We start from the raw sequence: 12,874 nt of genomic DNA, 5'->3' as shown, positions 1-12,874 counted from the left end.
CCGGCTACCTATCAACCCCCGGCCAGCGCGTATATAAAGTCACCCCACAAATACGGCACAAGGACGATTGACCATCCTTAGGCTTTACTGTTGACACAACCGGATGCAATTACGCATTTTGTCTCAATTGCGCAGGTTCGGGCTCAAGCGCAGCATGTCGAGCCCTATATCAACCCAGCGCTCAGCGTCCTGATGCAGTTGGAAGCTGTCGGGGACCAGCAACCATTGGCCGATCAGCCCGTTGATATAGGCATGAATGCACACTGCACCACGGGTGGTGTCGAGGTTTTCCGGCAGTTGACCACGATGCACTGCATTGCGCAGGGTCAAGCCGATACGCAGATTGCACTCCAGGCTGTGAGTCTGGCGTTGACGGCGCATGTCGCACATTTCATCGGTGAATTCGCACTTATGGAACAAGATCTCATTGATGCGCCGGGTTTTCGGGTCAAGGGCCACCTGATGGTACAAGTGAATCAACAGCTTGCGCATGCAGCCCAGCGGGTCGAGTTCATCCTCGCTTTCACTGGCCCGGGCCAGTTCGTCCAGGGGTTCGTGCAGGGTGTCGAGCAACGCCTGGAGCAAATCGGATTTGTTACTGAAATGCCAATAGATGGCCCCCCGCGTCACGCCGGCCAGCGCAGCGATATCCGCCAGGGTGGTGCGTGCCACACCGCGCTCATAAAAGGCCTGCTCGGCGGCTTGGAGAATCTGGCTGCGCGTTTCCTGAGCTTCCTCTTTGGTGCGACGAACCATGGCAGTAAAACCTCAATCAGGACACTTGAGACTATCGTTAACGCAGAATTAATAGCCGTTGACGATCATCTGAATATTTGTGGGACGGCACCATCGTGGGTGCCGAACGTAATGAAATCGAGGCTTTGGGCACTGCTTTGTCAACATTCCGCGAAGCCTGTCAAGAGTTTACAAACAACCGTGAACGTAAGTATATTGCGTAGCAAGCTACTTATCTACTCACAGCTTGTTTTTCACCCTTCCACATTTCTTGTGCGCATCCTGCGCGCCTGACCCGAGGATCTTCATGCAACTTAAGCCAGCTGTTACCGCTCTGGTCACTGCCGTCGCCCTGGCATCGCTGCTCAGCGGATGTAAAAAGGAAGAAGCGGCTCCGCCCGCCCAAACCCCTCAGGTCGGCGTGGTCACCATTCAACCGCAAGCCTATACCCTGACGTCCGAGCTGCCAGGCCGCACCACCGCCTACCGCATTGCGGAAGTTCGCCCACAGGTCAACGGCATCATTCTCAAGCGCCTGTTCAAGGAAGGCGGCGACGTGAAGGAAGGGCAACAGCTCTACCAGATCGACCCGTCGGTGTATGACGCCACCCTGAAAAGCGCGCAGGCCAGCCTGACCCAGACCAAGTCCATCTCCGATCGCTACAAGCAGTTGGTCGATGAGCAGGCCGTCAGCCGCCAGGAATACGACACCGCCGTCGCCAACCGCATGACCGCGGAAGCCAACGTGCAAACCGCCCAGATCAACGTGCGCTACACCAAAGTGTTCGCGCCGATCTCCGGGCGTATCGGCCGTTCTTCGGTGACCGAAGGCGCGCTGGTCAGCAATGGCCAGACCGATGCCATGGCGGTGATCCAGCAACTGGACCCGATCTACGTCGACGTCACCCAGTCCTCGGCTGAAATGCTGAAACTGCGCCGCGACCTGGAAAGCGGCCAACTGGAAAAAGCCGGTGCCAATGCCGCCAAGGTCAAGCTGACCCTGGAAGACGGTAGCGCGTACGGCCAGGACGGCAAGCTGGAATTCTCCGAAGTGTCGGTTGACCAGACCACCGGTTCGGTAACCCTGCGCGCCGTGTTCCCCAACCCTGACCACACCCTGCTGCCCGGCATGTTCGTTCATGCCCAGCTGCAAGCCGGTGTGAACAGCAAGGCCATCCTGGCGCCACAGCAAGGCGTGACCCGCGACATCAAGGGCATCCCGACGGCATTGGTGGTGAACAAGGACAACAAGGTCGAGCAACGCACCCTGGTTGCCAACCGCACATCCGGCGCCTACTGGCTGGTGGAAAAAGGCCTCGACGCCGGTGACCGCGTGATCACCGAAGGCCTGCAATTCATCAAGCCGGGCATCGAAGTCAAGGTCAAGGACGCCGACAACGCCAAGCCTGCCGGTTCTGCTCCCGCTCCTGCCGCCGCTGCTGGCCAGGGGGAGTAACCCATGTCGAAATTTTTTATCGACCGTCCCATTTTCGCCTGGGTAATTGCCCTGGTGATCATGCTGGTCGGGGCACTGTCGATCCTGAAGTTGCCCATCAACCAATACCCGGCCATCGCGCCAACCGCCATCGACATCCAGGTGACCTACCCAGGCGCGTCCGCACAAACCGTGCAGGACACCGTGGTGCAGGTCATCGAGCAACAGCTCAACGGTATCGACAACCTGCGTTATGTCGCCTCGGACAGTAACTCCGACGGCAGCATGACCATCACCGCGACGTTCAACCAGGGTACCAACCCGGACATCGCCCAGGTTCAGGTGCAGAACAAGCTGAACCTGGCGACCCCACTGCTGCCGCAAGAAGTGCAGCAGCAGGGTATCCGCGTGACCAAGTCGGTGAAGAACTTCCTGATGGTGATCGGTCTGGTGTCGGAAGACGGCAGCATGACCAAGGACGACCTGTCCAACTACATCGTGTCCAACATCCAGGACCCGATTTCCCGGACGGCGGGTGTCGGTGACTTCCAGGTCTTCGGTTCGCAGTACGCCATGCGTATCTGGCTCGACCCGGCCAAGCTGAACAACTACCAGCTGACCCCGGTAGACGTCAGCAGCGCCATCGCCGCGCAGAACGTACAGGTGGCCACCGGCCAACTGGGCGGCCTGCCTGCCCTGCCCGGCACCCAGCTGAACGCAACCATCATCGGCAAGACCCGCCTGCAAACCGCCGAAGAGTTCGGCAAGATCCTGATGAAGGTCAATGCCGATGGCTCGCAGGTTCGCCTGCGCGACGTTGCGCGTATCGAACTGGGCGGCCAGAACTACAGCATCAGTGCACAGTTCAACGGCAAGCCGGCGTCCGGTATGGCGATCAAGCTCGCCTCGGGTGCCAACGCCCTGGACACCGCCAAGGCCATCCGCGCCACGGTTGCGTCCCTGGAACCGTTCTTCCCGCCAGGCATGAAGGCGGTGGTGCCGTATGACACCACCCCGGTTGTGACCGAATCGATCTCCGGTGTCGTTCACACCCTGGTCGAAGCGATCGTGCTGGTGTTCCTGGTGATGTTCCTGTTCCTGCAGAACTTCCGCGCCACCATCATCACCACCATGACCGTACCGGTGGTATTGCTGGGTACGTTCGGCATCCTCGCGGCGTTCGGCTTCACCATCAACACCCTGACCATGTTCGGCATGATCCTGGCCATCGGCTTGCTGGTGGACGACGCCATCGTCGTGGTGGAGAACGTCGAGCGGGTGATGGCTGAGGAACACTTGTCGCCCAAAGAAGCGACGGTCAAGTCCATGGGCCAGATCCAGGGCGCCCTGGTGGGTATTGCCCTGGTACTCTCGGCGGTACTGCTGCCGATGGCGTTCTTCGGCGGCTCCACAGGTGTGATCTACAAACAGTTCTCCATCACTATCGTTTCGGCGATGGCGTTGTCGGTACTGGTTGCCCTGATCTTCACCCCGGCCTTGTGCGCCACCATGCTCAAGCCGATCGACCCGGAAAAGCACGGCCAACCCAAGCGTGGTTTCTTCGGCTGGTTCAACCGCACCTTCGACCGTGGCGTACTGAGCTACGAGCGCGGCGTGGGCAACATGATCAAGCACAAATTCCCGGCGTTTTTTGTGTACCTGGTCATCGTCCTCGGCATGGTCTGGTTGTTCACCCGCATTCCAAGCGCGTTCCTCCCGGAAGAAGACCAGGGCGTGATTTTCGCCCAGGTGCAGACCCCGGTCGGCTCGTCGGCTGAACGCACGCAGAAAGTCATCGACGACATGCGCGCCTTCCTGCTGCACGACAAGGAAGGCGAGCCAGGCGAAGGCAAAGCCGTCAAATCGGTATTTACCGTAAACGGCTTCAACTTCGCCGGCCGTGGCCAGAGCTCGGGCCTCGCGTTCGTGATGCTCAAGCCATGGGATGAGCGTGATGCTTCGACGTCCGTGTTCGAAGTGGCCAAGCGTGCCCAGGGTTACTTCTTCGGCGCCTTCAAGGACGCCATGGTGTTCGCCATCGTGCCGCCTTCGGTACTCGAATTGGGTAACGCCACCGGTTTCGATGTGTTCCTGCAAGACCAGGGCGGCGTCGGCCACGAAAAACTGATGGAAGCGCGCAACCAGTTCCTAGGCATGGCAGCGCAGAGCAAGATCCTTGCTGGCGTACGTCCCAACGGTGTGAACGATGAGCCGCAGTACGAGCTGACCGTTGACGACGAGAAGGCCAGTGCCCAGGGCATCACGCTGTCGAGCATCAACCAGACCCTGGCGATTGCCCTGGGTGGCAGCTACGTCAACGACTTCATCGACCGTGGTCGGGTGAAGAAGGTGTACGTGCAGGGCGAGGCCGCTGGCCGGATGTCGCCTGAAGACCTGGACAAATGGTTCGTGCGCAGTGACTCCGGGAAGATGGTGCCGATGTCGGCCATTTCCTCGGGCAAGTGGATCTACGGTTCGCCGAAACTCTCGCGCTACAACGGTGTAGCGGCGATGGAAATCCTCGGGACCCCGGCACCGGGCTACAGCACCGGCGATGCCATGGCTGAAGTCGAGCGCATCGCCAAGCAATTGCCGGCGGGTGTCGGCTACGCGTGGACCGGTCTGTCGTACGAAGAACGTCTGTCCGGCTCCCAGGCGCCGGCGCTGTATGCACTGTCGCTGCTGGTGGTCTTCCTCTGCCTCGCGGCACTGTACGAAAGCTGGTCGATCCCGATTGCGGTAGTGCTGGTCGTACCGCTGGGTGTGGTCGGTGCGTTGATCGCCACGAGCATGCGCGGCTTGTCCAACGACGTGTTCTTCCAGGTGGGCTTGTTGGTGACGGTGGGCCTGGCGGCGAAAAACGCCATCCTGATCGTCGAGTTCGCCAAAGAGTTGCACGAGCAGGGCAAAGGCATTGTCGAGGCTGCCATCGAGGCGTCCCGCATGCGTCTGCGGCCGATCATCATGACCTCCATGGCGTTCATCCTTGGCGTATTGCCGCTGGCGATCTCCTCGGGCGCCGGCTCGGGCAGCCAGCACGCGATTGGTACAGGCGTGATCGGCGGCATGATCACCGCGACTGTCCTGGCGATCTTCTGGGTACCGCTGTTCTTCGCAACCGTGTCCGCCGCGGGCGAGCGTAAAAAGACTGAACCTACTGACATCCATAAAGAGGCTGGCCAATGAGCAAGTCGCTCCTTTCCTTAGCTGTCACGGCATTCGTGCTCAGTGGCTGCTCGCTGATACCTGACTATCAGCGCCCCGAAGCGCCGGTAGCCGCACAGTTCCCGCAGGGGCCGGCGTATTCGTCGGCCCAGGCGCCGAGCCAGGCCGCTGCCGAACAGGGCTGGAAGCAGTTTTTCCATGACCCTGCCCTGCAACAGCTGATCCAGGTTGCCCTGGAGAACAACCGCGACCTGCGTGTCGCGGCCCTGAACATCGACGCCTACGCCGCGCAGTACCGCATCCAGCGTGCCGACCTGTTCCCGGCCGTCTCGGCCACGGGCAGCGGCAGCCGCCAGCGCGTACCGGCACGTGCCTCGCAAACCGGCGAGTCGAGCATCAACAGCTCGTACTCGGCCACCCTCGGGATCAGCGCCTACGAGCTGGACCTGTTCGGCCGTGTGCGCAGCCTGAGCGAAGAAGCCCTGCAGAAGTACTTCGCCACCGAAGAAGCCCGCCGCAGCACGCAGATCAGCCTGGTCGCCAACGTGGCCACGGCCTACGTGACCTGGCAGGCCGATAAAGAGCTGCTCAAGCTGACCCAGGACACCCTCGGTGCCTACGAGCAGAGCTTCAAGCTGACCTCGCGCAGCAACGAAGTCGGTGTGGCCTCGGCCCTCGACCTCAGCCAGGCGCGCACCTCGGTGGAAAACGCCCGGGTTGCCCTGGCGCGTTACACCCGCCAGGTGGCCCAGGACGAAAACAGCCTGACCCTGCTGCTGGGCACGGGCCTGCCGGCGAATCTGGTCAGCAAGCCGCTGTCGGATGACCTGCTCAGCGACGTACCGGCTGGCTTGCCGTCGGACCTGCTGCAACGGCGTCCCGACATCCTGCAAGCCGAGTACAACCTCAAGGCTGCCAACGCCAACATCGGCGCGGCCCGTGCGGCGTTCTTCCCGAGCATCAGCCTGACGGCCAACGCCGGCACCCTGAGCCCGGACTTGGGCGGCCTGTTCAAGGGCGGCTCGGGCACCTGGTCGTTCGCCCCGCAGATCAACATCCCGATCTTCAACGCTGGCAGCCTGCGCGCAAGCCTGGACTACGCGAAGATCCAGAAAGAGATCAACGTGGCGACCTACGAGAAGGCGATCCAGACCGGCTTCCAGGAAGTCTCCGACGGCCTCGCCGCACGTGAGACCTACAAGCAGCAACTGGAGGCCCAGCGTGGTTTCGTCGCCGCCAACCAGGACTACTACCGCCTGGCCGAGCGTCGCTACCGCATTGGTGTCGACAGCAACCTGACCTTCCTCGACGCCCAGCGCCAACTGTTCAGTGCCCAGCAATCGCTGATCACAGACCGCCTGGCGCAGCTCACCAGCGAGGTCAACCTGTACAAGGCCCTCGGCGGTGGCTGGAATGCGCAGACCGCGAAAAACGAGGCGTTGAAAGAAGAAGCACCGGCGCTGAAGCTGTTCTGATCGCACCGCTGTGAACAAACCGCTTCCCTCACCGGAAGCGGTTTTTTTATGCCCTGAATGTGGCGCATGTAGGCGCTGGCTTGTGGAGCCTCGCTTTTGTGGGAGCTGGCTTGCCTGCGATAGCATCGCCGCGGTGCAACTGACACACCAAGGTGCCTGCATCGCAGGCAAGCCAGCTTCCACATTGGTCTAGCGGCGCTTGTTCAAACCCCATCAGCCCCCCCTAAACCCGCCGCCTTGCATTTCGCTTAACCTTTCAGGATAAAATTGGTCACAGATTCTTACAGACCACAGAGGGAGCTTGTCGTAATGATCGTAGGAATCGACCTGGGGACTACCAACAGTCTCGCCGCGGTCTGGCGCGGTGATGCCGCCGAAATGGTGCCCAACGCCCTTGGCGAGTTGCTGACCCCAAGCGTGGTCGGCCTGGATGACCAAGGCCGCATCCTGGTAGGCCAGGCCGCCAAGGAACGCCTGCACACCCACCCGCACCTGACGACCTCGCTGTTCAAGCGCTACATGGGCAGCGCCACCGAAGTGCGCCTGGGCGACCGTTCGTTCCGTCCCGAAGAACTCTCGGCACTGGTGCTCAAAAGCCTCAAGGAAGACATCGAACGCACCTACGGCCACACCGTCACCGACGCCGTGATCAGCGTGCCCGCGTATTTCAGCGACGGCCAGCGCAAAGCCACGCGCATCGCCGGTGAACTGGCCGGGCTCAACGTCGACAAACTGATCAACGAACCGACTGCCGCGGCCCTCGCCTACGGCCTGCATCAGCGCGACAAGGAAACCTCGTTCCTGGTCTTCGACCTCGGCGGCGGCACCTTTGACGTGTCGATCATCGAGCTGTTCGACGGGGTCATGGAAGTGCGCGCCAGCGCCGGCGACAACTTCCTCGGCGGCGAAGACTTCGACACCCTGCTGCTCGAACACTTCGTCGACAGCCAGCGCAACGCCGCCGACTTCCCGCCCACCAGCAGCGTGTTGCACGCCCTGCGCCGCGAAGCCGAGCGCGTGCGCAAAGCCCTGGGCCAGGACGACAGCGCCGAGTTCGCCCTGCGCGTCGACGGCCGCCAATGGGTCAAAACCATCACCCAGCAGGAGCTCGCCAAGCTCTACACGCCGCTGCTCGAACGCCTGCGGGCGCCGATCGAACGGGCCCTGCGCGATGCGCGGATCCGCGTGGGCGACCTCGATGAAATCCTGCTGGTGGGCGGCACCACGCGCATGCCGCTGGTGCGTAAACTCGCCGCCGGTTTGTTCGGGCGCTTCCCCTCCATCAGCCTCGACCCGGACCAGGTGGTCGCCCACGGCGCTGCGATCCAGGCGGCACTCAAGGCACGTTCGGCGGCACTGGAAGAAGTGGTGCTGACCGACGTCTGCCCCTACACCCTCGGCATCGAAACCTCGCACCAATACGGTGGCCATATCGAAAGCGGCCACTACCTGCCGCTGATCGAACGCAACAGCAGCGTGCCGGTGAGCCGGGTCAAGACCGTCGTGACCCTGCACGACAACCAGAGCCAGGTGCTGCTGAAGATCTACCAGGGCGAAAGCCGGCTGGTCAAAGACAACATCGAACTGGGCCAACTGGACATTGCCGTGCCCAAGCGCAAAGCCGGTGAAGTGTCCCTGGACGTGCGCTTCACCTACGACAACAACGGCCTGCTCGAAGCCCAGGTGAAGATCCCGCTGACCGGCGAGCAGCACTCGCTGGTGATCGAGAACAACCCTGGCGTGTTGAGCCCGGACGAGATCCAGCAACGCCTGCAAGCCTTGGCGCTGCTCAAGGTCCACCCGCGCGACCAGCAGGTCAACACCGTACTCAGCGCCCGCCTCGAACGCCTTTACCAGGAAAACCTCGGCGAGCTGCGCGAACAACTCGGCCATTGGGCCGCGCAGTTCCAGCAAGTGCTCGACACCCAGGACGAACGCCGCATCCGCGAGGCCCGCAGCGAACTGACCCGTCAACTTGAGCAGCTCGACAACGGGTTCTGGCGCTAAGGGAACACCCACATGGATTGTTGGACCGTACTGCAACTGCCGCAAGAGAGCGACGAACGCAGCATCAAACGCAGCTACGCGCGGCTGCTCAAAAACTGCCGCCCGGACGATGACGCCGAAGGCTTCCAGCGCCTGCGCGAAGCCTACGAAGAAGCCCTGGCCTACGCACGCTGGCGGGCAGACTGGGAAGAAGAGGCCGAGACCGCACCGGCCGCCGTGGCCGAATCGGCCTACGGCAACCTCAACGACCTCGCCGAACTGATGGACGTCAACGCCCGCCCTCCTGCCCCGCTTGCAACGCCCCGCCCCGACCCGGCCCAGGCGCTGATCAACGGCCTCACCCTGCACAACCTGGACGAACGCTGGGCCCAGGCCCAACAACAGGGCTGCACCGAGGCGTTCCAGGCCGGCCTGTTGCGCCACTGCTTCGAAAGCCCAGGCGAGCGCGCCGCGATTACCCGTTGGGCGGTGCAGCATCTTGAATGGCTGACACCCTGGCAACAGGTGGCCATGACCCCGTGGCAGCACGACGCGCTCAGCAGCGAGTTGTTGCAGGAGTACCGGCGCACCTTGCAGGAGCTGCTGGAGCAGAAGGCCGAACGCGAGTTCATCACCCAACTCACGCAAATGACCGGCCAACCCTGGCTGCGGGTGTTCGACCTGCAACAACAGTGGCAACGCATCGTCCTGCACCTGCTGCATGACACCACCTGGAGCGTGCCGCTGTTCGAGCGCGTGTGCCAGGCGTTCGGCTGGGACGACCAGGCCGGCGTGTTCCCGGAACCGGCCTGGATGTGGCGCGAACTGGTCACGCGCTGTGAACAGGAGAGCTTTTTCGAACACTTGCAGGCCAAGGCCGAGGACCGCACCTGGAAATCCGCCGATGCCATGGCGGCGCGCCTGCTGCTGACGCCGATGTCCAAGACCCAGCAAAACTGGATGACGGCGCAGTTCAGCGACAACGACTGGCACGCCTGCCAACAGCTGGCCCAAACCCTCAACTGGCGTTACCCGCAGTTGTTGGAACGCCTGCCCCAGGCCGACGTGTTTTTCTGGCGTAAATTCCTGCCACGCCCAGTGTCCCATCGCAGCTGGATAAGGGTGTGGGGCGGTTTGGCCCTGGCCGCGGCACTGGCCGTCGCGCCCGAGACCAAATCGGAGATGACCACCGAAGCGGTGATGGTGGTGCTGCTGACGCTCATTCCAGCGTTCATCGCTATCCGTTCCACACAGCTATGGGCCGCCCTGACCTCTCGCTTGATCATCCCCGACCTGTGGCTGACAGAGCGCCTGCTGCCCGAACGGTTCAACCCGCATCAGCAGTGGCTGGTATTGCGCCACGGCATCCCGCAATTGGGCATGTTGTGGATGTTTGGCCTGCTGCTGGGGGTGATGGGCATGCTGGGTTACCTGGGAATGATCCTGATCCACCTGCTTCACCGCAGGCGCATCGGCCAACCCAGCGAGAACTTCGAGCAGCTCTACCCGTGGATCAGCGGCCTGCACTGGGCCCACTGGAGTCCGTTGCAGGTGGCATTCCTGGCGGTGATGGTGCCCGCTACGCTGCTGTGCCAGCGTTATTTGCCCGAGATCCCCTGGACCAGCCTGATGCACGTGCTCTAGGCGCATAAACGCCGGGCGCCACTGCCCGGCAACTTGCGTGCGATCACCGCCCACAACCCGCCTCCCCCCGATTGAACCGCCTGCACACCGCCCCGCACCATGGCCCGCACCTGCACACCTCCAATAACAATAGGTTCAACGCCATGAGCACGTTCCACCCTCGCCAGCTGTTGCTGGCTGCCGCCGTCACCAGCCTTGCCCTGCCCGTCGTCGCCCAAGAGCACGGCTTCCTGGAAGACGCCAGCGCCAACCTCAACCTGCGTAATTTCTTCTTCAACCGCAATTACACCAACCCGACCAAGACCCAGGGCGGCGCGCAGGAGTGGACGCAGAGTTTCATCCTCGACGCCAAGTCCGGCTTCACCCAGGGCACGGTGGGTTTCGGGGTGGATGTGCTGGGCATGTATTCGTTGAAGCTCGATGGCGGACGCGGCACCGGCGGCACCCAGTTGTTGCCACTGGACCACGACGGCCGCCCGGCGGATGAATTCGGGCGCCTGGGCGTGGCGTTCAAGGCGCGGATCTCGAAGACGGAACTGAAGGTCGGCGAATGGATGCCAGTACTGCCGATCCTGCGCGCAGACGATGGCCGCTCCCTGCCGCAAACCTTGCGCGGCGGGCAGATCACCTCCAAGGAAATCGACGGCCTGACCCTGTATGGCGGCCAGTTCCGCGCCAACAGCCCGCGTGACGACAGCAGCATGAACGACATGTCGATGGTCGGTAAAACCGCCTTCACGTCCGACCGTTTCAACTTCCAGGGCGGTGAATATGCGTTCAACGACAAGCGCACCCAGGTCGGCCTGTGGAACGCCCAGCTCAAGGACATCTACCGCCAGCAATACGTCAACCTGATCCACAGCCAACCCCTGGGCGACTGGACCCTGGGCGCCAGCCTCGGCTTCTTCTACGGCAAGGACGACGGCAGCGCCCGCGCAGGGGAACTGGACAACAAAACCTGGTCCGGACTGTTCTCGGCCAAATACGGCGGCAACACCTTCTACGTCGGCCTGCAGAAACTCACCGGCAACAATGCCTGGATGCGCGTCAACGGCACCAGCGGCGGCACCCTGGCCAACGACAGCTACAACTCCAGCTACGACAACGCCCAGGAAAAATCCTGGCAAGTGCGCCACGACTACAACTTCGCCGCCCTCGGCGTGCCGGGCCTGACCCTGATGAACCGCTACATCAGTGGCAGCAACGTGCACACCGGCACCATCACCGACGGCAAGGAGTGGGGCCGCGAAACCGAAGTGGGCTATACCGTGCAAAGCGGGGTGGCCAAAAACCTCAATGTGCGCCTGCGCAACTCCAGCATGCGCCGCGACTACAGCAACAACGAGTTCGACGAAAACCGGTTGATCGTCAGTTACCCGATCAGTCTGCTGTAAACCGTCATCGACCTTGCTGTATGGTGCGCGCCTGCCGCTGCTGAGCTGAATCAGCAGCGGCTTTTTATTCGAGCCCGTGCACACCATGAAATCCTTCGCTTTAGCGTGCGCCCTGCTAGCCCTGGCCCTGAGCCTCAGCGGCTGCATCGGCGCACCCATTGCCCTCACGCCGCAGACCGAGCAACGCCTGCAGAGCCTGGCGCCGATCCGCTTCCTGCTGACCTTCGATGACGGCCCCAGCGCCTCGGGCTACAACAACCCGAGTCGTACGGTGATCAACGACCTGGCGCACAACCCGGTGTTGCCGGGGATCAAGGCGGTGTTCTTCCTGCAGACCGAATCCTCACGCTCCGGCGGCAGCTCCCGCGGGCGCAAGACCATGGAGCGCGAGTACGCCGGCGGGCACGTCCTGGCCTTCCACACGGCCACGATGTTTCATACCAACCATCGCTGGCTCAGCGACGCCGAACTGGAAAGCACCCTCACCCAGGGCACCGCCGACATCGCCTCGATCACCGGCCGCCCGCCCCTGCTGGTGCGCCCACCGTTCTGGAACTACGACCGCCGCACCTTCGCCGCCTACCAGCGTCATGGCCTGCACGTGCTGCTGACCGACTTGAGCGCCAACGACGGCAAGATCTGGGGCTTCAACGCCAGCCCACGCCGCCGCGCCAACCTGTACCGACAGCTCTCGGTGGTGCGCGAACGCATCGCCCAAGGCGAGTTGCCAACGGTGGACGGGGTGATTCCAGTGGTGGTGACGTTTCATGACATCAACCGCTATACCGCGCGGCATATGCAGGAGTACTTGCAGATCTTGCTGGACAGCGCACGGATCAACGGCGTGAGGACTGCCGCTGAGCCGTTCTACACCGACACGGCCCAGCTCGAACGCGCCGCGCTGGCCCGCACGGTGAAGGATGTGAGCGAACCGGTGCATCTGCCGGGCGTGTGGAATTGGGTGTGGGACGCAGACTCACACTGAGCGAGAGAAACAGACTACACAGGCACTGGAACCTTTCACTTACAGCAGTCCACTC

The 12,874-nt window shown here is 62.4% G+C and carries 8 protein-coding genes; 7 read left to right on the top strand and 1 reads right to left on the bottom strand.

The genetic code is table 11. The annotated features are described in order from the left end of the window. Positions 1–123: 123 nt before the first annotated feature. Complete coding sequence (locus AC3ISR_RS07375; RefSeq protein WP_192299269.1) at positions 124–756, bottom strand: TetR family transcriptional regulator; 633 nt, start codon at positions 754–756, stop codon at positions 124–126. Positions 757–1,042: 286 nt separating this feature from the next. On the opposite strand from AC3ISR_RS07375, the gene AC3ISR_RS07370 reads away from it, so the two are divergent. The 7 genes from AC3ISR_RS07370 to AC3ISR_RS07340 all read left to right on the top strand — a co-directional run bounded on the left by AC3ISR_RS07370 (position 1,043) and on the right by AC3ISR_RS07340 (position 12,819). Further along, a complete protein-coding gene (locus AC3ISR_RS07370) occupies positions 1,043–2,191 on the top strand; it encodes an efflux RND transporter periplasmic adaptor subunit (protein ID WP_192299270.1) in 1,149 nt (382 codons plus the stop codon). 3 nt (positions 2,192–2,194) lie between these two features. Beyond that, positions 2,195–5,356, top strand: a complete 3,162-nt coding sequence (locus AC3ISR_RS07365) for an efflux RND transporter permease subunit (RefSeq protein WP_192299271.1) — start codon at positions 2,195–2,197, stop codon at positions 5,354–5,356. Next, positions 5,353–6,810, top strand: coding sequence for an AdeC/AdeK/OprM family multidrug efflux complex outer membrane factor (gene adeC / locus AC3ISR_RS07360; protein ID WP_463984402.1), 1,458 nt, complete (start codon positions 5,353–5,355; stop codon positions 6,808–6,810). Before AC3ISR_RS07365 ends, adeC begins: the two co-directional genes overlap by 4 nt. Before the next feature lie 309 nt (positions 6,811–7,119). Continuing rightward, positions 7,120–8,817, top strand: coding sequence for a molecular chaperone HscC (locus tag AC3ISR_RS07355; RefSeq protein WP_192299273.1), 1,698 nt, complete (start codon positions 7,120–7,122; stop codon positions 8,815–8,817). Between the two features lie 12 nt (positions 8,818–8,829). Next, on the top strand, positions 8,830–10,440 hold the full coding sequence (locus AC3ISR_RS07350; protein WP_463984401.1) for a J domain-containing protein: 1,611 nt from the start codon (positions 8,830–8,832) through the stop codon (positions 10,438–10,440). 143 nt (positions 10,441–10,583) lie between these two features. Next, positions 10,584–11,834 carry an OprD family porin gene (locus AC3ISR_RS07345; protein ID WP_463984400.1) on the top strand — a complete coding sequence of 417 codons (1,251 nt, stop codon included), beginning with the start codon at positions 10,584–10,586 and terminating at the stop codon, positions 11,832–11,834. Between the two features lie 85 nt (positions 11,835–11,919). Continuing rightward, positions 11,920–12,819, top strand: a complete 900-nt coding sequence (locus AC3ISR_RS07340) for a polysaccharide deacetylase family protein (protein WP_463984399.1) — start codon at positions 11,920–11,922, stop codon at positions 12,817–12,819. Positions 12,820–12,874: the final 55 nt, after the last annotated feature.

The organism is Pseudomonas sp. GL_117 (assembly GCF_057835125.1).
Note: the sequence above shows the minus strand (reverse complement) of the source record. Positions and strands in the feature narration are given on the sequence as shown.

Bases quoted from the DNA above. Each gene is read 5' to 3' on its own strand.
- AC3ISR_RS07375 (WP_192299269.1), bottom strand. From the start codon at position 756: ATGGTTCGTCGCACCAAAGAGGAAGCTCAGGAAACGCGCAGCCAGATT.
- AC3ISR_RS07370 (WP_192299270.1), top strand. From the start codon at position 1,043: ATGCAACTTAAGCCAGCTGTTACCGCTCTGGTCACTGCCGTCGCCCTG.
- AC3ISR_RS07365 (WP_192299271.1), top strand. From the start codon at position 2,195: ATGTCGAAATTTTTTATCGACCGTCCCATTTTCGCCTGGGTAATTGCC.
- adeC (WP_463984402.1), top strand. From the start codon at position 5,353: ATGAGCAAGTCGCTCCTTTCCTTAGCTGTCACGGCATTCGTGCTCAGT.
- AC3ISR_RS07355 (WP_192299273.1), top strand. From the start codon at position 7,120: ATGATCGTAGGAATCGACCTGGGGACTACCAACAGTCTCGCCGCGGTC.
- AC3ISR_RS07350 (WP_463984401.1), top strand. From the start codon at position 8,830: ATGGATTGTTGGACCGTACTGCAACTGCCGCAAGAGAGCGACGAACGC.
- AC3ISR_RS07345 (WP_463984400.1), top strand. From the start codon at position 10,584: ATGAGCACGTTCCACCCTCGCCAGCTGTTGCTGGCTGCCGCCGTCACC.
- AC3ISR_RS07340 (WP_463984399.1), top strand. From the start codon at position 11,920: ATGAAATCCTTCGCTTTAGCGTGCGCCCTGCTAGCCCTGGCCCTGAGC.